Source organism: Pantoea sp. CTOTU50773 (assembly GCF_032082325.1).
GTDB lineage: Bacteria > Pseudomonadota > Gammaproteobacteria > Enterobacterales > Enterobacteriaceae > Pantoea > Pantoea communis.
The window spans coordinates 1-23,889 of the sequence record NZ_DAMDQC010000063.1 but is presented as its reverse complement, the minus strand read 5'-3'; the positions used below and the strand labels follow the sequence as shown (position 1 = coordinate 23,889).

Annotated in this window: 19 protein-coding genes and 1 pseudogene; 12 read left to right on the top strand and 8 right to left on the bottom strand. The window is 56.0% G+C overall.

From position 1 onward, the window contains the following. Together RT340_RS12035 and RT340_RS12030 are read left to right on the top strand one after the other, a co-directional pair. A pseudogene (locus tag RT340_RS12035) lies at nucleotides 1–582 on the top strand (tagaturonate reductase); the annotation flags it as partial. Nucleotides 583–586: 4 nt separating this feature from the next. Further along, complete coding sequence (locus RT340_RS12030; RefSeq protein ID WP_313376170.1) at nucleotides 587–2,077, top strand: altronate dehydratase family protein; 1,491 nt, start codon at nucleotides 587–589, stop codon at nucleotides 2,075–2,077. Nucleotides 2,078–2,164: 87 nt separating this feature from the next. Here RT340_RS12030 and sstT read toward each other — a convergent pair whose 3' ends face one another. The 3 genes from sstT to RT340_RS12015 form a co-directional block, all read right to left on the bottom strand. Next, complete coding sequence (sstT, locus tag RT340_RS12025; protein WP_058959524.1) at nucleotides 2,165–3,409, bottom strand: serine/threonine transporter SstT; 1,245 nt, start codon at nucleotides 3,407–3,409, stop codon at nucleotides 2,165–2,167. A 228-nt stretch (nucleotides 3,410–3,637) separates the two neighbouring features. After that, nucleotides 3,638–4,609: a TerC family protein gene (locus RT340_RS12020; protein ID WP_182056892.1), complete on the bottom strand. Its 972-nt coding sequence runs from the start codon at nucleotides 4,607–4,609 to the stop codon at nucleotides 3,638–3,640. Nucleotides 4,610–4,866: 257 nt separating this feature from the next. Continuing rightward, nucleotides 4,867–5,853, bottom strand: a complete 987-nt coding sequence (locus RT340_RS12015) for a Gfo/Idh/MocA family protein (protein ID WP_211728493.1) — start codon at nucleotides 5,851–5,853, stop codon at nucleotides 4,867–4,869. A 139-nt stretch (nucleotides 5,854–5,992) separates the two neighbouring features. Here RT340_RS12015 and RT340_RS12010 point away from each other — a divergent pair, with 139 nt between their 5' ends. Next, nucleotides 5,993–7,672, top strand: coding sequence for a chloride channel protein (locus RT340_RS12010; RefSeq protein WP_313376166.1), 1,680 nt, complete (start codon nucleotides 5,993–5,995; stop codon nucleotides 7,670–7,672). On the opposite strand, the gene RT340_RS12005 is transcribed toward RT340_RS12010, so the two are convergent. Further along, nucleotides 7,669–8,169, bottom strand: a complete 501-nt coding sequence (locus tag RT340_RS12005; RefSeq protein WP_034830993.1) for a M48 family metallopeptidase — start codon at nucleotides 8,167–8,169, stop codon at nucleotides 7,669–7,671. The two genes, RT340_RS12010 and RT340_RS12005, sit on opposite strands and share 4 nt — an antisense overlap. A gap of 81 nt (nucleotides 8,170–8,250) precedes the next feature. On the opposite strand from RT340_RS12005, the gene rlmG reads away from it, so the two are divergent. Beyond that, nucleotides 8,251–9,369 carry a 23S rRNA (guanine(1835)-N(2))-methyltransferase RlmG gene (gene rlmG / locus RT340_RS12000; RefSeq protein WP_038644545.1) on the top strand — a complete coding sequence of 373 codons (1,119 nt, stop codon included), beginning with the start codon at nucleotides 8,251–8,253 and terminating at the stop codon, nucleotides 9,367–9,369. Here rlmG and RT340_RS11995 read toward each other — a convergent pair whose 3' ends face one another. Then, a complete protein-coding gene (locus RT340_RS11995; protein WP_211728495.1) occupies nucleotides 9,370–11,373 on the bottom strand; it encodes an NADPH-dependent 2,4-dienoyl-CoA reductase in 2,004 nt (667 codons plus the stop codon). It lies immediately after the preceding gene. 472 nt (nucleotides 11,374–11,845) lie between these two features. Between RT340_RS11995 and idnD the strand changes: the two genes are divergently transcribed. The 3 genes from idnD (at nucleotide 11,846) to RT340_RS11980 (ending at nucleotide 15,050) form a co-directional block, all read left to right on the top strand. Beyond that, nucleotides 11,846–12,877, top strand: a complete 1,032-nt coding sequence (gene idnD / locus RT340_RS11990) for an L-idonate 5-dehydrogenase (protein ID WP_211728496.1) — start codon at nucleotides 11,846–11,848, stop codon at nucleotides 12,875–12,877. A gap of 9 nt (nucleotides 12,878–12,886) precedes the next feature. Continuing rightward, entirely contained in the window at nucleotides 12,887–13,651 is a 765-nt protein-coding gene (gene idnO, locus RT340_RS11985; protein WP_211728497.1) for a gluconate 5-dehydrogenase, read from the top strand. 79 nt (nucleotides 13,652–13,730) lie between these two features. After that, nucleotides 13,731–15,050 (top strand): gluconate:H+ symporter, encoded by a 1,320-nt coding sequence (locus RT340_RS11980; RefSeq protein ID WP_045831845.1) that lies wholly within the window; start codon nucleotides 13,731–13,733, stop codon nucleotides 15,048–15,050. 31 nt (nucleotides 15,051–15,081) lie between these two features. Here the strand turns inward: RT340_RS11980 and RT340_RS11975 are convergent, their stop codons facing one another. After that, complete coding sequence (locus tag RT340_RS11975; protein ID WP_097119547.1) at nucleotides 15,082–15,792, bottom strand: polyphenol oxidase family protein; 711 nt, start codon at nucleotides 15,790–15,792, stop codon at nucleotides 15,082–15,084. A 109-nt stretch (nucleotides 15,793–15,901) separates the two neighbouring features. Between RT340_RS11975 and RT340_RS11970 the strand changes: the two genes are divergently transcribed. The 4 genes from RT340_RS11970 to RT340_RS11955 all read left to right on the top strand — a co-directional run bounded on the left by RT340_RS11970 (nucleotide 15,902) and on the right by RT340_RS11955 (nucleotide 21,120). Beyond that, nucleotides 15,902–16,711, top strand: coding sequence for a 5'-nucleotidase, lipoprotein e(P4) family (locus RT340_RS11970; protein WP_313376159.1), 810 nt, complete (start codon nucleotides 15,902–15,904; stop codon nucleotides 16,709–16,711). Nucleotides 16,712–17,290: 579 nt separating this feature from the next. Further along, nucleotides 17,291–17,929, top strand: coding sequence for a carbonic anhydrase (locus RT340_RS11965; RefSeq protein ID WP_211728621.1), 639 nt, complete (start codon nucleotides 17,291–17,293; stop codon nucleotides 17,927–17,929). Next, nucleotides 17,926–19,401: a SulP family inorganic anion transporter gene (locus tag RT340_RS11960; protein ID WP_211728499.1), complete on the top strand. Its 1,476-nt coding sequence runs from the start codon at nucleotides 17,926–17,928 to the stop codon at nucleotides 19,399–19,401. Before RT340_RS11965 ends, RT340_RS11960 begins: the two co-directional genes overlap by 4 nt. Before the next feature lie 294 nt (nucleotides 19,402–19,695). Beyond that, complete coding sequence (locus RT340_RS11955; protein WP_211728500.1) at nucleotides 19,696–21,120, top strand: GGDEF domain-containing protein; 1,425 nt, start codon at nucleotides 19,696–19,698, stop codon at nucleotides 21,118–21,120. 223 nt (nucleotides 21,121–21,343) lie between these two features. On the opposite strand, the gene ddlA is transcribed toward RT340_RS11955, so the two are convergent. Continuing rightward, nucleotides 21,344–22,438: a D-alanine--D-alanine ligase gene (ddlA, locus tag RT340_RS11950; RefSeq protein ID WP_160833713.1), complete on the bottom strand. Its 1,095-nt coding sequence runs from the start codon at nucleotides 22,436–22,438 to the stop codon at nucleotides 21,344–21,346. A 400-nt stretch (nucleotides 22,439–22,838) separates the two neighbouring features. On the opposite strand from ddlA, the gene RT340_RS11945 reads away from it, so the two are divergent. Continuing rightward, entirely contained in the window at nucleotides 22,839–23,543 is a 705-nt protein-coding gene (locus RT340_RS11945; protein WP_313376172.1) for an MgtC/SapB family protein, read from the top strand. A 105-nt stretch (nucleotides 23,544–23,648) separates the two neighbouring features. Here the strand turns inward: RT340_RS11945 and RT340_RS11940 are convergent. Further along, the coding region (locus RT340_RS11940; RefSeq protein ID WP_313376155.1) for a hypothetical protein at nucleotides 23,649–23,889 on the bottom strand (241 nt) is incomplete at its 5' end.

Here is a 23,889-nt window from a genome sequence, read left to right as displayed (position 1 = left end):
GCGATGGTGCCGGTGGCGTTTCAGGCCGGACTGGAGAGCGTCGGCGAGGCGATGGATGACGCCGCCATTGCGAACTATGTTAATGCGCTGCTGCGTGAGGAAGTGATTCCGACGCTGGATCTGCCGTGCGATGAACTGCACGCCTTTGCCGATGCAGTACAGCGTCGCTTCCGCAATCCGTTTATCCGCCATGCGCTGCTTTCGATTGCACTCAACGGCATGACCAAATTCCGTACCCGTTTGCTGCCACAGCTGTTGTTGTCTCAGCAGCAAACCGGCCAATGGCCACCGCGCCTGACCTTCGCCTTTGCCGCGCTACTGGCGTTTTATCGCGGCAAGCAGGGCGACCAGCAGTGGACTTTACAAGACGACGACCACTGGTTGCAGCAGTTCGCGGAGCTGTGGCCAGCGGTAAACCAGGACACATTGACCCCGGAACAGCTGGTGCAGGCGGTACTCAGCAACCGCTCACACTGGGGCGAAGATCTCACTCAGCGGCCCGGATTAGTGGCCGCAGTCAGCCAACACCTGCAAAACATCGTTGTCCACGGGATGCGGACGGCGCTGGTACAACTGAGATAACGCTATGCAAGATGCGATAAGAATCCATTCGCGCGACAACGTGGCGGTAGCGCTGCGCGATTTACCTGCCGATACCAAAGTCGAGATTGATCGCCAGTTCATTACCTTGCAGCAAGAGGTTGGGCGCGGTCACAAATTCGCGCTGACGCCGCTGGCAACGGATGCGCTGGTGATCAAATACGGCTTGCCGATTGCCCATGCCACGCGCCCGATCGCCATTGGCGAAATCATTCACTCCAGCAACGCCCGCACCAATCTGAGCGATGTGGATGAGTACGACTACCAGCCGGAGTTTCTCGATATCCCCGCTCAGGCCGGCGATCGCGAGGTGCAGATTTACCGCCGCGCCAGTGGTGAAGTCGGTATTCGTAATGAGCTGTGGATTCTGCCAACGGTGGGCTGTGTGAACGGCATCGCCCGGCAGATTCTGTCGCGCTTCCTCAAGGAGACCAACGAGGCAGAAGGGATCGATGGGGTGCACCTGTTCAGCCACCCGTTTGGCTGTTCTCAGCTCGGTCAGGATCATGAAAACACCCGCACCATGCTGCAAAACATGGTACGCCATCCCAATGCTGGTGCGGTGCTGGTGATTGGTCTGGGCTGTGAGAACAATCAGGTGGATGTGTTCCGCGAAACGCTGGGCGGCTTCGACAGTGACCGCGTGCACTTTATGGAGTGTCAGAAGCAGGACGACGAAGTCGAAGCGGGGTTGGAGCAGCTACATGCGCTGTACAATGTGATGCGTGGCGATCAGCGCCAGCCGGGTAAGCTCAGCGAACTGAAGTTCGGACTGGAGTGCGGCGGTTCTGACGGTTTCTCTGGCATCACCGCCAACCCGATGCTGGGCTGCTTCTCCGATCAAATGATCGCTAACGGCGGCACTACAGTGCTGACCGAAGTGCCGGAAATGTTTGGTGCAGAGCGCATTTTGATGAGCCGCTGCCGTGACGAAGCTACCTTCGATAAAACCGTGGCGATGATCAACGACTTCAAGCGTTACTTTATCGACCATCAGCAGCCGATCTATGAGAACCCATCGCCGGGTAACAAGGCGGGCGGTATCACCACGCTGGAGGAGAAATCCCTTGGCTGCACGCAGAAAGCCGGGCAGAGCCAGGTGGTGGATGTACTGAAATATGGCGAGCGTCTGGTCACGCCTGGCCTCAATCTGCTGAGCGCGCCAGGAAACGATGCGGTGGCCACCAGCGCGCTGGTGGGCGCAGGTTGTCATATGGTGTTGTTCACCACTGGACGCGGCACGCCCTATGGCGGATTCGTGCCTACCGTGAAGATTGCCACCAACTCGCAGCTGGCAGAGAAGAAACCGCACTGGATTGATTTTAATGCCGGGCGTTTGATTGAGGGCATGAGTATGCCGGAGATGCTGGCCGATTTCGTCGATATGATTGTGGCGATTGCTAACGGTCAACCGGCGCGTAACGAAGCCAATGATTTCCGCGAGTTAGCGATATTTAAGAGTGGTGTCACGCTGTAAAAATCAGGTGCGATCGATGTGCATCTGACAACAATCACACCTGCTTATCTTAAGGGCGGCATGAATGCCGCCCTGTGCAATGCCAATTTATTCTGCTTCAGACACCGTGCGCGGTTCGCGCTCGGCTTCCGCCTGGCACACCGCTGCCGTAAACAGAATGTCGGTTGAAGAGTTCAGCGCCGTCTCGGCGGAATCCTGCAATACGCTGATGATAAAGCCGATGGCCACTACCTGCATCGCCAGGTCATTCGGAATCCCGAACATGTTACAGGCGACCGGAATCAACAGCAGCGAACCGCCGGCCACACCCGAGGCGCCACAGGCACAAATCGAGGCCACAAAACTCAGCAGAATGGCCGTCGGAACATCCACGGAAATGCCCAGCGTGTGTACCGCCGCCAGTGTCAGCACCGTGATGGTGGTCGACGCGCCCGCCATACTGATCGTCGCGCCAAGCGGAATAGACACAGAATAAGTATCTTCATCAAGATTCAGGCGTTTGGCGATCGCCATATTTACTGGAATATTTGCGGCAGAGCTGCGGGTAAAGAAGGCGGTCACGCCACTTTCACGGATGCAGGTAAACACCAGCGGATAAGGGTTACGACGAATCTTTTGGAACACCAGAATCGGATTCACCACCAATGCCATGATGGCCATGCATCCCAGCAGCAGCGCCAGCAGCGTTGCGTACTCCTCAAGTGCACCAAAGCCGGTTGAGGCCAGAATCGAGGCCACCAGACCAAAAATCCCCAGCGGCGCACAGCGAATCACGCAACGCACCACCCACGTCGCCGCATGCGAAGCATCGGTAAGAAACGCCTTGCTGCTTGGGCTGGCATGGCGGAAGGCCAGACCGAGGCCGATGGCCCACACCAGAATGCCGATGTAATTGGCGTTGAGTAACGCGTCAATCGGGTTAGCCACCATGCTCATCAACAGACCGTGCAGCACTTCGGTAATGCCAGACGGCGGTGAAATTTCGGTTGCGCCCACGTTCATTGACAGAGTTTGCGGGAACAGATGGCTCAAGGTGACTGCGACCACAGCGGCAAAGAAGGTGCTCAACAGATAGAGCATGATGATGGGACGGATGTTGGTTTTCTGCCCTTGTTGATGATTAGCAATCGAAGAAATCACCAAAACCAACACCAGCAGCGGGGCCACCGCCTTCAGGGCGCGAACGAACAGTTCACCCAGCAGACCTACGGCCAGAGCGGCATCACGTGAGAACCACGCCAGCGCTACGCCGGCAATCAGGCCAATCATGATTTGTTTTACCAGGCTTCCTGCGAACAGCGCGCCCAGACGTCCAATAAAGTTATTTAGCATAGTTCGGTCTTTTTATAGCGGTATGAGTGTTGTGCGCGGTTGCTCCGCGCCAAACGGTTTGCCCGGCGGAGTATAAGGAAAAGTCCTGGTGAGGGAAGAGATAATTCTGGACGTGCGGCGCAGATCGGTTTTTTGATCTGCTGACGATGTGAAATGTGACAGAGCTATGAAAGGTGAAATTTGCAGCTGGCGAAACAAAGCAGGGGCGATTACCGCCCCTGCAGAAGATTATGATGAGATGCGTTTCTGGTCGTTTCTGTGGTTAACCCAGGCGTTAATCAGCAGAGTACCGCCCAAAATCACGCCCACAACCGATAGTGAGATGCCCACCGGGATATGGTAGAACTCGACGATCAGCATCTTGATACCGATAAACACCAGCACAATCGCCAGGCCATATTTCAGCATCGAGAAGCGCTCAGCCACGTTCGCCAGCAGGAAGTACATGGCGCGCAGACCGAGAATCGCGAACAGGTTCGAGGTCAGGACGATAAAGGGATCGGTCGTCACTGCGAAGATCGCCGGAATACTATCAACCGCGAAAATCACATCGCTTAGCTCCACCATGATCAGCACCAGCAGTAGCGGGGTGGCAAACAGCACGCCATTTTTGCGGGTGAAGAACTTCTCGCCTTCGAGATTATCCGTCATGCGCAGATGTTTACGCAGCCAGCGCACCACCGGTTTGTCGCCCACTGCCGCGTCATCGCCTTCTTTGGCAAACGCCATTTTCAGGCCGGTGAACAGCAGGAAAGCGCCGAACACGTAGAGGATCCAGCTGAACTGCGTCACCAGATAGCTGCCGGCGAAGATCATGATGGTACGCAATACGATCGCGCCCAGCACGCCATACACCAGCACGCGGCGTTGCAGGTTTGCCGGAATAGCGAAGTAGCTGAACAGCATCAGCCAGACGAAGACGTTATCCACCGCCAGTGCTTTTTCCAGCACGTAGCCGGTAAGGAAGGCAAGGGTTTGTGCGGTCGCCACTTCACGGCCGGCGGTGCCTTCGAGGTACCACCAGAACGCAGCGCTGAACAGCAGAGAAACGGAGATCCATACCAGCGACCAAACGGCGGCCTGCTTGAATGACATGGTTTGTGCGCCGCGACGTCCCTGTAAGAAGAGATCGATCGCCAGCATGATGAGCACAACAACAGCGAAGCTGCCCCAGAGTAACGGTGTGCCTACAGTGTGCATAGTTGTATTCCTGTCCGGAAAATAAAAAAGCGGCTAAGTCAGAAGACGTTAGCCGCTTTGATCAAGCTGCAAGCAAACCTCGCCTTCCGGCAAGGTCTCACTTACAACTCAGAATAGATTCCGGGTTGCCTGACGACCGGATGCGTTTAGCATCGTAATGACGATCAATCAGCTTACAAGTTACTCCCCTTTGCAGCGGTCAAGATACGTCCAACCGCGCAAGGATTCAATGGGGAGTTTGAAATATTCTGCAATATTTACACTTGAGCCTGGTCTGCCGGGAACACCACGCCAGTCTGGCGGCGGATTTCCGTCAGCAGTTTTGCTGTGATGCGCGAGGCTTCCAGTGCCGGATGCTCGACCTGGCGCTGCTCAACCCGTTGGGCAAAGGCCTCGGCTTCATACAGCATGGTGTTGATATGCTGCGGTTGCGTCAGATTCTGGCTCTCGCCACCGCGTGGGATAAAGCGCAACTGCTGGCATTCCGAGATTTTCTCAATCACCAGTGAGCCGGCTTCGCCCTGAATTTCGCTCGGGATCAGTGAATCGCTCACCTTGGAGTGCAGCAGCGTGACATCAAAATCGCCGTAGCTCAGCACCACTGCACCGTGCGCATCGACGCCACTCTCCAACAGCGAAGCCTGCGCTTTCACCTGCTGCGGTTCGCCCCACAATGTGACGGCAGCGGCCAGGCAGTAAAAGCCAATGTCCATAATCGAACCGTTCGACCAGCGCGGATTAAAAGTATTGGGATTTTCGCCGTCGATATAACGCTGATAGCGTGAGGAGTACTGGCAGTAGTTAATCAACGCTTTACGCAGCTTGCCAAGTTGCGGCAGGGTGTTCTGCAGTTGCAGGAAGGTCGGCAGGCTGGCGGTTTTAAATGCTTCAAACAGCACTACCTGATGCTGGCGCGCGCAGGCGATCATCGCCTCGGCCTCACGCAGATTCGATGCCATCGGCTTTTCGCAAATCACATGTTTGCCGTGCGACATAAACAACATCGCTTGCTCAGCGTGTAACGCATTCGGGCTGGCGATATATACCGCATCGATTTCCGGGCTGGCCGCCAAATCTTCGAGGGAAGTGAAGGTAAGTTTGCAGGGATAGTCAGCGATAAAGGCATCCGCCTGTGACTGCTGGCGCGAATAGACACCGCTTAACTTCATTTTGCCGGTCTCATGCGCGGCGTCGATAAACTGGCGGGTTATCCAGTTGGTTCCCACAATGGCAAAACGAATCACGGCTTTGTACTCCTGCAACAGTAAAGCGGCAGAGTAGCATGTTCAGCGGATCGTTCGTCAGACGAAATTTGATCATGCGATCCGCATTCCAATATGATGATGCGGCACATTTTTTTAACCAGCTAGCGGGGACGCGCGGGTGAGTGGAAGTAAACATGCATTGAACTGGACCACACTGCTGATTGCTATCCCCGTGGGATTCGTCGCGTCGCTGGTGACCTTAGCATTTCGCGGCGTCATTGATTTGATTAACCGCCTGCTGTTTAACAGCGATAGCGAAATCACCGTGGCGATGCATGTCTGGCCATGGATCTTCTGGCCGCTGCTGGTGGGCGCGGGCGGTGTGCTGGCGGGGTTCTTCCTGCGCTATGCGGTGGCGATTGAGAAACAGGAAACGGTTAAAACCGACTATCTCGAAGTGATCAACGCGCGCCTGGATGCGGTGCCGACCAAAACCTCGCTGTTTCGTGCACTCTCCTCGATTGCCAGTATCGGCAGCGGTGCTTCGATTGGTAAAGAGGGGCCGATGGTGCAGCTCTCCGCGCTGAGTGGCAGCCTGATGGGCCGCTGGTTCCCGCAGATGCGTAACAGCGATATTGTGGCGATGGCGGCAGCGGCAGGGCTCTCTTCGGTGTACCACGCGCCGCTGGCCTCAGCGATATTTGTCGCTGAAATTGCCTTTGGTATCTCGGCGCTGCAGCGGCTGATCCCGCTGATTGTCGCCTCGGCGGTGGCGGTGATGACCATGTGGTCACTTGGCTTTCGCAGTGCGCTCTATCCGCTCTCCGAAGCCTTGTTCCAGATGGATATCAGCAGTTTGTTGATGACCATTCTGATTGGCGTGGTGGCCGGTTTTGCCGGTTGGTTGCTGATAAAGTTGATTGCCCGCAGCAAAACGCTATTTGGTCGTATTAAATCATTGCCAGCACGTCTGGGGCTTGGTGGCTTAGCGGTGGGCTTTCTGGCGCTTATATCCACCGATATTCTGGGCAACGGCTACGAAGTGATCGTGAAGATTATCGATGGTCACTATGTGCTGGCTGGATTGATTGGCCTGCTGGTGCTCAAAACCCTGGCCACCACGCTGTCGGTGGGATCGAACGCGGTGGGCGGTCTGTTTACCCCTTCGCTACTGATTGGTGCGCTGCTCGGCGTGGCGCTGGCGCAGATGGGCGTGGCACTTCATCTGCCGGTTGGCGATAGCCTGCTTTACGCGGCGATTGGTATGGCGGCGGTATTAGCGGCCGTGAGTCAGGCGCCGTTAATGGCGATGCTGATGGTGCTGGAGATGACGCTCAACAGCAGCCTGTTATTCCCGATCATGATCGCCTCGGTGCTCTCTTCCATGGTGGTGTATCGGCTGCAATCGGCCATCACCTACCCGGTGGTGAGCAACCACTTTAGCCGCTCAGAAGCCAAATTCGATTTCGATAATATGCGCGTAGATCAGCTGATCATTCCTGGTGCGGCGCTCCAGCCGGAAGAGTCTGTGGGGCAGGCGCTGGCAGTCAGTTCGCTGAAGCGCGAACGCTATGTGTATGTGATCAACAGTGCGGGGCAATTCCTGGGGGTAGTATCAATCCATGATATCTCGCGCAAGGTGCTGTCACAGGAGATCACCCTCGATTCACCGGTCAGCAGCGTGATGGACGATAACTTCCCGTGCATTTATCAGAACCAGAGTATGCGTGAAGGCTGGGAGGCCTTTGCTCGCGTGACGCTGGAGCGTTTACCGGTGCTCAACAATCCACAAGAGCGCCGCTTTATGGGTGCCTTGACCAAAACCAGTTTGATTCAGAAGGCGCAGGAGTTTCTTTAAGCCGCGTTACCGCGCATCGCCTGATCCGTCATCCACAGGCGCGCATCGAACTCCAGCTGGTGGTAATCCGGTTCCATATGGCAGCAGAGTTGGTAGAACGCTTTGTCGTGATCCTTCTCTTTCAGGTGCGCCAGTTCGTGCACCACGATCATGCGCAGGAACGGTTCCGGTGCCAGACGGAAGAAGGTGGAGATACGAATCTCGGCTTTGGCTTTCAGGTTGCCGCCCTGCACACGCGAGATGGCGGTGTGCAGGCCAAGCGCATGTTTCATCACCTTGATTTTGTTATCCCAGATCACTTTGCTCACTGGCGGCGCGCTGCGCATATAACGATTTTTCATTGCCTGGGTGTAATCATACAGCGCACGGTCACTGACAATATTGTGCGTGTCAGGATAGCGTTCCTGCAAAAAGCTGCCCAATCGCTGATTATCAATCAGCAACTGCACCTGTTCGAGGATGTTTTCAGGATAACCCTGCAGATAGATTAATGACATTGGGATTCCCGACGAAAGACAGTATACTGCGCCCCCTTTTTAGGGCGAAAATCGCGCAAAGTGTACCACGCCGGAGATTCCATGAGCCAACTTGAACTGACCAATCGCACGCTGACCTTGCAGCGCTTCCCGCCGATGCGTGAAGAAAGCCCGTTACAGGCGTGGGATTCCGCCGATGAATATCTGTTGCAGCAAGAACTGCCAGAAGGACCGGTGCTGGTGTTCAACGACAGCTTTGGTGCGCTGACCTGCGGACTGAACGGCCGTGAAGTGTGGCACGTCAGCGACTCGCTGCTGAGCGAGCAGGCGGCGAAACAGAACCTGCGTCTTAATGAGATGGACGAAGATCAGGTGCACTTTATCGATAGCCTGGCGCCGCTACCAGCTGCGCCTGCTGTCGTACTGATTAAAATCCCGAAAGCGCTGGCTCTGCTGGAGCACCAACTGCGCGCGCTGCGTAAAGTGGTGACGCCAGACACGCTGATCCTTGGCGCGGCCAAAGCCAAAGACATCCACAACTCCACGCAGCAGCTGTTCGATCGCATTCTCGGTGAGAGCAAAACTTCGCTGGCGTGGAAAAAATCTCGTCTGATCTACTGCACATACAGTGCACCTCAGCTGCCGGAGGTGTCAGAGACCACGGTGTGGCCGCTGGACGATTCCTCTTACCAGATTCACAACCACGCTAACGTGTTCTCTCGCGGATCGCTGGACGTGGGTGCGCGTTTCTTTATGCAGCATCTGCCGTCAGATATTGAAGGGGAAATCCTCGATCTTGGCTGCGGCAACGGCGTGATTGGTTTATTGGCGCTGGAGCAGAACCCGCAGGCGGACGTGCTGTTCTATGACGAATCTTACATGGCCGTGGCGTCCAGTAAGCTCAACGTGGAAGTGAACCGCCCGCAGGATCTGGCGCGCTGTCAGTTCCGCGTCAACAACGTGCTGAGTGGCTTCCCGTCGGATCGTCTGCACGCGGTACTGTGCAACCCGCCGTTCCATCAGCAGCACGCGGTGACCGATCATCTGGCCTGGCAAATGCTGCGTGATGCCAAACGTTGCCTGCAGTACGGCGGCGAGTTGCGTATTGTCGGCAACCGCCACCTCGGTTATCACGTCAAAATGAAAAAGCTGTTTGGCAACTGTGAGCTGGTGGCGTCTAACGCCAAGTTCGTGGTGCTGCGTTCGGTCAAACTGCGTTAATCACACGCTGAGCGCCAGCTCAGTGGCCTGTGCGATGGCGCGGCGAGCATCCAGCTCCTGCGCCACATCGGCTCCACCAATCAGCTTTAACGCTTTACCGCGTGCGGCCAGCTCATCCGCCAGCTGACGCAACGGTTCCTGCCCGGCACAAATCACCACGTTATCCACCGCCAGCGTGATCGGCTCGCCCTGATGGCGCAAGTGCAATCCGGCATCATCAATCTTCAGATACTCCACGTCGCCCCACATCTGCACGCCGTGCGCCTGCAAACTGGCGCGATGGATCCAACCGGTGGTTTTCGCCAGCCCGGCGCCGGGCTTGCCGGATTTACGCTGTAACAGCCAGATTTGCCGATCCGCTGCCAGCGGCTGCGGACGGGCTAACCCGCCGCGCGCCTGTAAGCTGTGATCGATGCCCCAGCTCTGATAGAAATCTTCGTGCGCGTTTTGATGCAGCAAAAACTCGGCGGTATCAAAGCCAATACCGCCCGCACCAATAATGGCGACGCGCTGGCCGACCGGCTTTTTATCGCGAATCACATCGAGGTAGCTGAGTACGCTGGCATGGTCGATGCCGGGAATCGACAACTGACGCGGCGCAATACCGGTGGCGATCACCACTTCATCCACACTTTCCAGCTCATCAGCGCTCACGCGATGCTCGGTGCGAATCGCCACGCCCTGTGTCTCCAGCTGATGGCGGAAGTAGCGCAGTGTCTCGCTAAACTCCTCTTTACCGGGGATTTGGCGGGCGATATTAAACTGGCCGCCAATCTGCGCATCGGCTTCATACAGCGTGACCTGATGGCCGCGCTCGGCTGCCTGTAGCGCGAACGCCATACCCGCCGGGCCGGCACCGACCACCGCAATCTGTTTAGGCTGTTCAGCAGGGATCACCGGCATCAGGGTTTCATGGCAGGCGCGGGGATTGACCAGACAGGAAGTGACCTTGCCGACAAAGATTTGATCGAGACAGGCCTGATTGCAGGCGATGCAGGTGTTGATGGCATCTGGCTGCCCGGCCTGTGCTTTGCGCACAAAGGCCGCATCGGCAAGAAACGGACGTGCCATCGACACCATATCGGCAATGCCATCGCGCAGCAGCGATTCCGCCACCTGCGGATGGTTGATACGGTTAGTGGCAATAACGGGGACGGATACCGCTTCACGCAGATGCTGCGTCACCCACGCAAAGCCGGCACGCGGTACGCAGGTGGCGATGGTCGGGATGCGCGCTTCGTGCCAGCCAATACCGCTGTTAAACAGCGTTACACCGCGCTGCTCCAGCGCCTTTGCCAGCGTCAGCGTCTCTTCCAGCGAACTGCCGTTATTTACCAGATCGAGCATCGACAGGCGGAAGATGATGATAAACGCCGGGCCGACCGCCTCGCGCACCGCCTGCGTAACCTCCAGTGCAAAGCGCCGACGGCGCTGCACATCGCCGCCCCACTCATCGTCACGATGGTTGGTGTGCGCCACCAGGAACTGATTAATCAGATAACCTTCGGAGCCCATGATCTCGACGCCGTCATAACCGGCCTGCTGGGCCAACCTGGCGCACCGGGCAAAGTCCGCAATGGTCTGACGAATCTCGCCATCGCTCAGTTCGCGCGGCGTGAAAGGGTTAATCGGTGCCTGCAACGCTGAAGGCGCAACCAAATCGCGTTGATAGCTGTAACGCCCGGCATGCAGAATTTGCAGCGCGATTTTGCCGCCCTCGGCATGCACCGCATCGGTGAGGGTGCGATGCCAGTCGCACTGGCTCTCCTGATTGAGGATGGCGCCGCCGTGTGCCACCACGCCCTGTGGGTTGGGTGCGATGCCGCCGGTCACAATCAGTGCCACGCCTCCCCGCGCGCGCTCCGCATAAAACGCGGCTAATCGTGTGGCGCCATCAGTGTGTTCTTCCAGCCCGGTGTGCATGGAGCCCATCAGAAAACGATTCTTTAGTTGGGTAAATCCCAGATCCAGCGGGGCAAACAGGTGGGCGTAATGCTCAGTCATGAACACAGTCTCGGAAAGTGGTCGGATGAGTCAACTTTAGCGGGAATTGATTGGGATGGAAATTCGCGGTGTTCAGGCTGTGAGAAACCTCAAAAAAAGCAGGGCGACAGGTCGCAGGCGAAAGGTTCGGACTCCTTCGCCCGGCACGGGAAGAGACCTGTGCACCCTGAAACAGCTTGAAGATGAGGGCTAATGATTTAGCTCTATAGTTATGACTCCTGTCAGACTCAATCCAGACGACTTTCCCGGGTGAGGGTGCGGCGATAATGACATAGCTCACTGTGGTTAATCCCCAAGACGAGTCTTGGTTTTCCCCAGCAAAAAGTGATCCCGCTTCCATCTTCTGTACGAGCAGTTCACGTTCCAGGTAACAGCTATTTCGTAACATGATTTAGAGTGATCTGGTTCACAGTTTTCAGCCTCTGATCCCGCTTTGATAGCCCCCATTGCAACAGCAACAAATGGGGAAACCATGAATATCGAAACGCAATCCTGCGTGATTACCGGGAAAAAACAGGTCAGCGTCGCACCGCAACAGGTGAATTGGGACGGCACAGGCACGCTGGTGCGTATTACGCGCGGCGGCATTTGTGGATCTGACCTGCATTACTATCAGGAAGGCAAAGTCGGCAGCTTCGAAGTCAAAATGCCGATGATCCTCGGTCATGAAGTGATTGGTCATGTGGTGGAAAGCGACAACCCGGACCTGAAGCCGAATCAGAAAGTGGCGGTCAATCCCTCCAAACCGTGCGGCGAGTGCAAATACTGCCAGCGCGATCAGGAAAACCAGTGCACCTCGATGCGCTTCTTCGGCAGTGCGATGTATGTGCCGCATGTCGACGGCGGTTTCACCCAGTACAAAGTGGTGGACAGCAAACAGTGCGTGCCTTTCCCACAGGATGCTGATGAAACCGTGATGGTGTTTGCCGAGCCGCTGGCGGTGTGTATTCACGCCACGCATCAGGCGGGCGATCTTACCGGCAAGCACGTGTTCATTTCCGGCGTCGGTCCGATTGGCTGCTTAATTGCGGCGGCAGCGAAAGCGCGCGGTGCCGCCTCTGTGGTGTGCAGCGACATTAGCGAGCGTTCGCTGGAGATGGCGCAGCAGATGGGCGCGACCGATGTGATCCATGCCGCCGAGGGCGATTTCACGCCTTATCTGGCCGACAAAGGCTATTTCGATGTGGCGTTTGAGGCTTCTGGCCATCCTTCCTCGTTACAGCGCTGCCTCGATGTGGTGTGCGCCAAAGGTACGCTGGTGCAGGTCGGCATGGGTGGCACTATCCCGAACTTCCCGATCATGGCGCTGATTGCCAAAGAGATTCAGCTGGTCGGTTCTTTCCGCTTTATCCATGAATTCAACACCGCCGTTGAGTGGCTGGCGAACGGTGTGGTCAATCCGCTGCCGCTGTTCAGCGGTGAATACGATTTGCAGGACATCGACGCGGCTTTGCAGTTTGCCGGCGATAAAACCCGTGCGGCGAAAGTCCAGTTAACCTTTTAAGGAGCAGTGATGAGTCAGTTATTTTCCCTCGAAGGCAAGCGTGTATTACTCACCGGTTCGGCGCGCGGTATTGGTTTTCTGCTGGCGCGGGGCCTGGGTGAAGCCGGCGCGGAAGTGATCGTCAACGCCACCACCAAAGAGGGGGCAGAGCAGGGTGCGGCGAAACTGCGCGAGCTGGGCCTGCGCGCCCATGCCAAAGCCTTTGATGTGACGCAGTCTGCGCAGGTGCAGCAGGCGGTGGATGAGATTGAAGCCGAATGGGGACCGATTGATATTCTGGTGAACAACGCCGGGATCCAGCGCCGCCGTCCGTTCCTCGAATTCCCGGAGCAGGACTGGAATGACGTGATTGCCGTTAACCAGACCGCCGTGTTCCTGGTCTCTCAATCCGTGGCGAAAAAAATGGTCGATCGCCAGCGCGGTAAAATCATCAATATCGGTTCGATGCAAAGCGAACTGGGCCGCGACACCATCACGCCTTACGCGGCATCCAAAGGTGCCGTCACCATGCTGACGCGCGGTATGTGCGTCGAGCTGGCGCGCCATAACATCCAGGTGAACGCCATTGCACCGGGCTACTTCGTCACGGAGATGACGCAGGCGCTGGCCGACGATCCGGCCTTTACCGGTTGGCTCACCAAACGCACGCCAGCCGCCCGCTGGGGTAAACCGGAAGAGCTGATCGGTGCTGCGGTGTTCCTCGCCTCGGGCGCGTCTGATTTCGTCAATGGTCACTTGCTGTTCGTTGATGGCGGTATGCGCGTCGCCGTGTAATGTCATGGCGCGGCTGGCATTTTCGCCGGGCCGCGCCTAAACCTTAATCACCCCTCTGTATTCCTAAGGATAATAAAAAATGCCAATAACCATTATTGTGCTGGGTGTGATACTGCTGCTGGTATTGATGATTGTATTTAAGGTCAACGGCTTTATTGCGTTGGTGTTTGTCTCGGCGGTGGTGGGTATTGCCGAAGGGATGACGCCGCTCAACGTGATGGCCTCGATCCAGAAAGGTATCGGTTCGACGCTCGGTGGATTAGCGATGATCCTCGGCTTCGGTGCCATGCTCGGGCGATTAGTCTCGGACACCGGTGCGGCACAACGCGTCGCTACTACGCTGATTGCCGCTTTTGGTAAAGAACGCCTGCAATGGGCGCTGGTGGTCACCGGATTGATCGTCGGTCTGGCGATGTTCTATGAAGTGGGCTTCGTGCTGCTGCTGCCGCTGGTGTTCACCATCGTGGCTGCTGCCGGTTTGCCGCTGCTGTACGTCGGCGTGCCGATGGTGGCTGCGCTCTCCGTGACGCACTGCTTCCTGCCGCCGCATCCTGGCCCAACCGCTATCGCCACCATCTTTGGCGCTAACCTCGGTACCACGCTGCTGTACGGCATGATCATCACCATCCCGACGGTGATTGTGGCCGGTCCGATCTTCTCGAAATTCCTTAAAAGCTTTGAGAAGTCGCCGCCGGAAGGCTTGTATAACCCGAAAATCTTCACCGAAGAAGAGATGCCGGGCTTCGGTATCAGTATCTTCGCCGCCATCATCCCGGTGGTGCTGATGGCGATTGCAGCGGTATTTGAGCTGACCACGCCAAAAGAAAACCCGCTGCGTCAGTTCTTCGAGTTCATCGGTAACCCGGCCGTGGCGCTGTTTATTGCCGTGGTGATAGCGGTGCTGACGCTGGGTCTGCGCAACGGTCGCAAGATGGAAGAAGTGATGGATATGTGCGGTGAGTCGATTGCCGCCATCGCCATGATCGTCTTCATTATTGCCGGTGGTGGTGCGTTCAAGCAGGTGCTGGTGGACAGCGGCGTGGGCAACTATATCGCGGACATGATGAAAGGATCGTCGCTCTCTCCGTTGCTGATGTGCTGGACGGTGGCAGCGATGCTGCGTATCGCGCTGGGATCGGCCACGGTTGCGGCGATCACCACCGCTGGGATCGTCACGCCGATCATCGCGGTGACCCATGCCGATCCGGCATTGATGGTGCTGGCGGTAGGTTCGGGCAGCGTGATCGCCTCACACGTCAACGATCCGGGCTTCTGGCTGTTTAAGGGCTACTTCAACCTGAGCGTGGTGGAGACCCTGAAAACCTGGACGGTGATGGAGACGCTGATCTCGATCCTCGGCCTGGCCGGTGTGCTGGCACTCAACGCCATCATTCACTGATGCAATGGGCTGCACAAGGATGTGCAGCCACTCAGTCGCGACGACGAATCCACGAAAATCGCGATTGATAGCCGCTGTCAAAATGGGTGTTGTAGCGATAGCTCGATCCCGACTCCGCCATGCAATAAGTGCAGACGTTTAACACCTCGATCTGCTCGGCAGGAATGCCACGCTGTAAAAGCAACCCTCGCGCCAGATGCGGCAAATCAAACCACACGCCCTGATGATGCGCCCGCGCCTGCGGACGGATCGCCGCGCTATTGCGTGGTTGCTCGCTTGCCCACTGCAGCGCAGGTAAATCTGCACGTTGCTGCATCTGCGTCACCAAATCTTTGCCCAGCTCATAACAGCACGGACCAATCGCCGGTCCGATGGCGACATGCAGCGTTTCAGTGCGGGCGCCAAGATTAAGCAAGCCGTCAATGGCACTGTTCAGCACTCCACTCAGCGTGCCTTTTAATCCGGCGTGCACTGCCGCCACCTGATGCTGCGCGCTATCAGCGAACAGTACCGGCAAACAGTCAGCGGTATACACCGCCACCGGCAGCTGGTTTTCCCCAATCACGCCATCGGACTCGCAGCTTTTCGGCGGCAGGTTTTGGGTTGCCAGCACCACCTGGGCGCTGTGGCGCTGCTGGCCATAGGCGGCGTCCGTGGGCACCGGTTGGCCCGCAGGCTGAAAGGCATAGTCGAGCCACGGCAGGGCATCAAGCAGCGTTGAACGCGGTCCGGCATGTGACATAAGTGTCTCCTTTGACAGGGCGGCAGCTTTCTTCTGCCCACAGCTTACGTTAACTGCTACATTTTTAAAGCTTTACACAAACTGACCATAATCACTTAAGGATGATCTGATGAAAAACACCTCTTTGCTGGCAGCGTCCGGCATTCTTGCGCTGCTGCTGACCGGGTGCGCGCAACCGGCCAAACAGCAGGCACAGCAGCAGCTCGGCCAGCAATCGGTATTGGCAGTGAACTGGTTCCAGCAGTCCGGTGAGTATCAGGCATTAAGCTGGCAGGCATTTAACACTGCGCGTATGGCGTTTGATGCTGCGCCATCGCTGGCGGGCAAGCCGAAAGCGGTGATCGTCGATCTCGATGAAACCATGATCGATAACAGTGCCTATAGCGCATGGCAGGCGAAAAACGGCCAGCCGTTCTCTGGCAAAACCTGGTCAGCCTGGACTCAGGCGCGTCAGGCCACCGCCGTGCCGGGCGCGGTGGAGTTCGCGAACTACGTCAACAGCCACGGCGGCACCCTGTTCTACGTCTCGAACCGCGACCAGAAGGATTACGCCGCGACGGTGGACAACCTCAACAAGCTGGGCTTCAGCGGCGTGAGTGACAAAACCGTGCGTCTCAGCACCGGAAACTCCAATAAACAGGCGCGCTTCGATGCGATTAAAAACGCGGGCTACAACGTGGTGCTGTACGTCGGCGATAACCTGAATGACTTTGGCGGCGCGACCTGGCATCAGGGTAATGCACAGCGTCAGCAGTTCGCTAACCTCAATCATCAGCACTTTGGTACGCAATTTATCGTGCTGCCTAATCCGCTGTACGGCGATTGGGAAAGCGGCATGGCGGAGAACTACAACAAACTGACGCCGGAACAGCAGCTGCAGGTACGTGAAGCGCGTATGAAAGTGTGGAACGGTAAATAATTCGTCAAGCGAATTAGCGCCTGTTGCGGCAGGCGCGGTGATTTTAATTCAGGGCCAGTGATATTTACTTTTCATCGTCATTATTATTCTCCTTATTATTTTCCTGATCTCTTGCTTAATTACAGGTAAGTGATTGGCGGAAAATATCGCCATTTTGCTTTTTACCCAGTGAATGACTCCAATCATAAATTTTATAATTAAGATTTTTCTCAACTCAAATCATTCAATTCACCATACTAGTGCAAAGGCATGATAAGACTGCGTGTATATTTTTGTCGATTCATTCCAGATGTATAATTTAATTATCAAATTAAATGCATGATTAACATAACAAATATTTTTTTTAATCAATTCTCTCGGCTTGCATTAAATTACTTTTAATCGACACTTCCTGACGTTTATTTTACAGGGAGTACGATTTTGTCGTGTGCGGAAATATTGATTGTGCAACCACAAGCATTAGCAGCTATAAACAATTTATGTGAGGAAGCTCGGCTTTCATCCCCCATCAATCGTCTTAGCGGCGTTTAAAACCCTGTGACTTAGCCTGAAAACGATATTTCTGCACGTAGAGAGAAGATAATTGTGACGACACTTAAACCCTTATTAGCGAAAAATCGCAGTTGGGCATTACAGCGCCGTGAGCGTAATCCAGATTATTTCGAACAATATCTGCATCAACAAAAACCGCATTCGCTGTGGATCGGCTGTTCCGATAGCCGTGTACCTGCCGAAGTGCTGACTGGCTCGCATCCCGGCGAACTGTTTGTGCATCGCAATATCGCCAATATGGTGGCGCCCGATGACGATAACCTGATGAGCGTGCTGCAATACGCGATTTTCTACCTCGGCGTGGAGCGCATTGTCCTGTGCGGCCATTACGGCTGCGGCGGCGTGCAGGCTGCGCTGGGGTTGCCCGCTAGCCCGCTGGCAAAAGAGGATTCGGCGCTGGCAAGACGCATCGCCGCGTTGCGCAGTAGTCTGCAGCAAGGATTGGTGGAACATCACGCCAGTGCTGAGGAAGAGGAGAGCAGTAAGCTCAACCGCTTAGTCGAAGCCAACGTCATCGCCCAGTTTGCTCAGTTAGTGGCGTGTGAGCCAGTGCGACAGGCCTGGCAAGCCGGGCAATCGCTGGAAGTGTTTGGCTGTGTGTATGACCTGCAGTCGGGTCATCTGAAAGAGCTTACTCAGCAATCTGCAGAGGAATCGGTGCCATGAATCTGAACACGCTGCGTCAGGATATTCCCGCCGGTCTGGTGGTGTTTTTGGTGGCGCTGCCGCTGTGCCTTGGCATCGCGCAGGCCAGCGGTTTACCGCCGTTTGCCGGATTGCTCACCGGGGTGATCGGCGGCCTGCTGGTCACTTCACTGAGTCCCTCGCGTTTTGCCGTCAGCGGCCCGGCGGCAGGTTTGGTGACTATTGTGGTGGCCTCGATCCAGACGCTTGGCAGCTTCTCCGCTTTCCTCACCGCGCTGATTCTGGCGGGCGTGTTGCAGTGCCTGCTTGGTTTGCTGCGAGCCGGTCGCTTCATTTCGCTGGTGCCGGGCAGTGTGATCAAAGGGATGCTGGCGGCGATCGGTATTTTGCTGATTATGCAGCAGATCCCGGTGGCCTTCGGTGCCGCAGGTGATGCTGAGCTGGTGTCGCTGGTGAATGGCGAATTTCAGTTTTCGCTAAGCGCGATGCTGGTGGCGGGCATCGGTCTGCTGATTCTCTGTCTGTGGACCACGCCGATAGTGAAATCGGTCAAGCTGCTTGGTTGGATTCCGGGCCCACTGGTGGCCGTGTTGTTCGGCTGCATGGCGACGGTATTTGGCGATCGCCTGTTCCCGAGCCTGGCGGAAGGGCTACCGCGTATTGCGTTGCCAGCCTTTGATAGCCTGTCAGCGCTGGCGGCGGAACTGGAAACCCCGGACTGGCTGGCGTGGCAAAATCCTTCAGTCTGGGTGGTTGCCGTGACGCTGGCGCTGGTGGCAAGCCTGGAAACGCTGCTGAGTCAGGAGGCGCTGAAAAAACTGCGTCCGCAGCATCCGGCACCTTCGCCAAATAAAGAGATGTTCGCACAGGGCATCGGCAACCTGACTGCTGGTTTCCTTGGTGCGATGCCGATTACGGCGGTGATTGTGCGCAGTTCGGTGAACGTCAGTGTCGGGGCGCAGACTAAACTGTCGATTTTGATCCACGGCGCGCTATTGCTGATCTGCGGCTTGTGGTTCAGCGATCTGCTCAACGCCATCCCTTTAGCCAGCCTTGCCGCTGTCTTGCTGTATACCGGCTATAAGCTGGCAACGCCGCGCCTGTTCGTTGAACAGTTCCGCATGGGCGCTCAGCAGTACGTGCCGTTCCTCGCCACCATCGGCGGCATTATTGTATTCGGCATGCTGGCCGGGATTGGTATCGGTATCGCCACGCAGATTCTCTATAGCATCTACAAAAGCCACCGCAACGCGCTGCAGCTTACCCGCTATGACGATCACTACGTGCTGCGCTTCCAACAAAACCTCACCTTTATGCACAACCCAAAACTGCAGGGATTGCTGGCGGAGATCCCGGAAAACAGCACGGTGATTGTTGATCACGATAACGCCGAGTACCTGGATCCGGACGTCAAAGCGGTACTACAGGATTTCGGCGAAAACGCGCGCGATCGTGGTATTCGTCTGAGTCAGTGGCCCGTTGCGGTTAATTAGCAATAACGCTTTGCTGAAAAACTGGTTTTTCGCGTAAAAATCGGATATCTCGGATATCCGATTTTTTTATTTGCAGGGCATAATTGCAGCAGCTCTCATCCTTGTTTCTCGGGTTTCAACCCTGCTCGCGCGCTCGCATCTCGCCGATCCGGCGCATTGAGTGCCGCCCAGTCGCAGAGTAGGATGACGAACACTCGCTTAATTGCCGAATCATCGCACAGTTATTTCAGGTTAAATGCTTGCTGATGCCCGTGGGCAAGAGGCAGCGATTTCCAGGTTACAGGGTTCAGACGTATGCGCGTTAAGCTGTTTGCTGAGAATAATTTAAAAAAGAATGCACTCTCGCTGTTCCTGATTACGCTTTTCTTCTGCTTTATTGGCAGTCATCTGCGCATTCCGGAGGAGTTCTCCCTGTTTTGGCCGGTGAACGCGCTGATTGCCGGTTTAATGGTGCGAAATCCTTTCCTGCATACCACGTCCAGCTATCTGGTGTGCTTTGCCGCGATGATATTTAACGACACAGTGTTCTCCGGCTGGGCGCTGCCTGCGGTGACCGTGAATTTCGCCAATATCCTGTTTATCCTCGTTTCGGTCAGCATGTTGATCAAGCACCTGCAGCCGCCTTCGGCCAACAGCCAGGTGTTCAACGCCATGCGCATCTTCCCGGCCTGTTTCCTCGGTGCCGCCGCCTGTGCCACCTGGGGCGCGTGGGCGCAGGATATCGATTTCAACGCGCGCTTTGCGGTGGCGTGGGGCGACTGGTTTAGCGAGCAATTCTCGACTTCCCTGATGCTGTTGCCGGTGATGCTGGCGCGCTCCTTGCGCAACGTCTCACCGCGCACCTTATTGCATCCGGGCAAGCTGTTACCGCTGGCGGCAGTGGTGCTGTCACTGACCATGGGGGCGATGATTGGCGGGGCAGGTAGCTTAACCTTCCCGGTGCCGGCGCTGATCTGGTGCGCCATCGTGTTACCGATTCCTGTTACAAGCCTGGTGATCCTGATTACCGGCATCACTGAGATCGTTCTCGTTTCCCACGGCGTAATGAATATTCAGGGCGATGACGCACTGCTGCCTATCAGCCATCTCACCTCGGCGCGACTGGGTGTGGCAACGGTGGCACTCAGCCCGCTGCTGGTGGCAGTGAGTATGGATGCGATCCGCCAGCTCAATCATCGCCTGGCGTTGCGGGCGAATTTCGATTTCCTCACTCAGCTGCTGTCGCGTTCCGGCCTGTATGAAAGCCTGAAGCAGGAGCCGTTCTCCTTACAGCGCGAAGCGGGCGTGGTGATGCTGGATGTCGACTATTTCAAAGCGATTAACGACAACTTTGGCCACGATGCCGGTGATGGCGTGCTGGAAGAGATTGCGCGCCGCATGCAACGCGTGGTGGGCAATCGCGGCATGGTGTGTCGCTTTGGTGGCGAAGAGTTTGTGGTGGTGGTGTTCGACTACAGCCATCTGCAACTTTACCAGCTGGCCGAAGCGATTCGTCAGGCGATGGTCAAAGAGAAGTTCTGGATTCAGGGCAACACGGTGACGGTCACCGCCAGTTTAGGCCTGGCGCGCGGCAGTGCGCAGAGTGAGCGGGAATGGCCGGGCGTGATTAACCGTCTGGTGTCGGCAGCGGATAAAAATCTCTACCTCTCGAAACGCAATGGCCGTAACCAAACTTCTCCAGCGATGGAGCCGCGCAGCATGGTGAATGACGTGGCGTGAAGTGCGTGATGGTCGCCATGAGTGGCGACCATAGGATGGCTTGATGCTGGGTTGTTTTGGTCGCCGTGAATGGCGACCTTACGATGGCTTGGTGCTGGTTTTTTCGGTCGCCATTGATGACAACCTCTCAACTGCCTGACGCTAATTTGTTTCGATCGCCATCAATGACAAACCTGTTTAACCGTTGTAGGGTGCGCATTCATGGGCACCCGGAACGTGAAGATTAAACGCTGCTTTTTAGCTTGCTGCTCTGCTGATGGCGTTGCTGCGCCAGCTCAATCAAGCGCGTAATCAAATCGCTGTAGCTTAATCCTGCCGCCTGCCACAACTTCGGATACATGCTGATATTGGTAAAGCCCGGCAGAGTATTCACCTCGTTCACCACGATCTCGCCGCTCTCGGTCAGGAACACATCAACGCGTGCCATACCAAAGCACTCCAGCGCCTGGAACGCGCGAATCGCCACGGCCCGAATTGCTTCGCTGGCTTGCTCGCTGATGGCGGCGGGCACCACTACTTGTGCACCGTCGGCGCTGATGTATTTGGTGTCGTACGAGTAGAAGGCATCATGCACCACCACTTCGCCACACGGGCTGGCTTCGGGTTCATCGTTGCCCAGCACCGCACACTCAATCTCGCGGCCTTTGATGCCTTGCTCGATCAGCACTTTGCGATCAAAGGTAAAGGCCAGATCCAGCGCCGCCGCCAGATCGTCAATATGATCCACTTTGCTGACACCGACAGACGATCCCTGATTGGCGGGCTTGATAAACAGCGGTAATCCGAACTGATCGATCACGGCTTGCGCATCCAAACGCGCACGCTGTGCCTGCGTCACGCTGATCCACGGCGCGACTTTTAAGCCTGCATCGCGCAGCAAACGCTTGGTGAAATCTTTGTCCATGCTCACCGCTGAGCCCAGCACATCCGATCCGACAAACGGCAGGTTCGCCATGCGCAACAAGCCCTGCAGCGATCCATCTTCACCCAGGGTGCCGTGCACGATCGGGAAGATCACATCCAGCTGTGACAACGGCTGTGCCTGCTGACGAGTGATCAACTGCTGTGAAGCACTGCCTGGCACCAGCGCGACGTTTTCGCCGGAGCGATTCAGGGCAATCAACGCCGGATTATCGGCATTGAGCAGGAAACCGGAAGCATCATTCAGATGCCATTCACCCTGTTTATCGATGCCCAGCAGCACCACCTCGTATTTGCTCTTATCGATGGCTTCGAGGATGTTTTTCGCTGATTGTAACGACACTTCATGCTCGGCCGATTTGCCACCAAACACGATTCCTACACGTTGTTTTGCCATTGGTCTTGATCCGATTGCGGTATAGCGAGTGGGTAAGATAGCACGGTGATAAAAGGCATCAACAGGTTGGGGATTCCGATAGCGAAGTCTTTAACCCAACCTAAACGAAAGCGCTATTTGGAGTAGCCATAACAGGATACGAGGTTTAGAATCCCGGCGAATTTTTACCCAAGAGGATAACTGCATTGGACACCTGTCCCGAACGATTACAAAAGGTCCCTGCGGTAAGATAGCCCTCAACGCTGTCTTAACCGTGCGTTAAGACGGTGGATTTCCTTCCAGAATCTCCCCCTGTTTTTTTGCGTGATGCTGCTGAGTTTTAGCGGTAGCGGCACCGGCTGTAATCCATTTATTACCCCCTGAAGTTCCGCCTGCCTGAAGCAGCGGAGTGAGGTTTATGATGGATTGGAAAATCTTTTTACTGCGCGTCACTGTCGCGCTGGTTCTGGGCGCGCTGATTGGCAGCGAGCGCCAGCTTCGCCAACGTATGACCGGTTTGCGCACTAATGCGCTGGTCAGCACTGGCGCCTGTTTATTTGTTTTGATGACGCAAAGCGTACCCGACATCGCCACCGATGCCTCACGCGTAGCGGCCTATGTGGTCTCTGGCATCGGCTTTCTCGGCGGTGGGGTGATCATGCGCGACGGCCTTAACGTGCGCGGCCTGAATACCGCCGCAACGCTGTGGTGCACTGCCGCCGTGGGCGTTTTGTGCAGCATGGGATTGCTGCTGGAAGCGGCGATTGGCTGCATGGTGATTCTTTGCGCCAATATTCTGCTGCGCGATTTGGCGCAGGGGATTAATCGCCAGAGCCTGGTGCCTGCGGAAGAAGTGGTGCAGCACTACAAAGTGCAGATCATCTGTCTGGCGCAAGATGAAGTGCAGGTGCGCAGCCTGATGCTGCACAGCCTTGGCGGCAGCGGATTACGCCTGCAATCATTGCACAGCGAGGATATGAACCCGCCGCATCGTATGGAAGTGAATGCGGAAGTGCTGGGCAAACCGAGCATGTCGGATCAGCTGGAGAGTTTGGTGGGAAGGATTAGTCTGGAGAAGGGCGTGAGTTCGGTGCGGTGGCAGGTTTGCGGGTTGGAAGGGGAGTGATGGATTAGGTTACGACTTTCAGGCCTTATCAAGTTGAGTGGCGCTATCATTAATGATTTGGGTTGGATGTTAAAAGCGAGTGCTGACAGATGGTGTTGGAAACATTCAATACCATCTGTTGTATTTGATGTAGATGAAGGAAACAACGATCACCAAGGATATGCTAAGGAAGGCTGCGTAATTTGGCATAAAGCGGACAAAAATGTAGATCCCTGCTACAACAGCTGCGAGGGGAATGAGGTAGATAAGTGACTGAAGTAACCATAGAAGTGCTCTCTGAATCGCCACAGATAATCTAGACACTTCTGAGCCGTTGATAATATAGGTTTTCATATTCAGCCGGTGG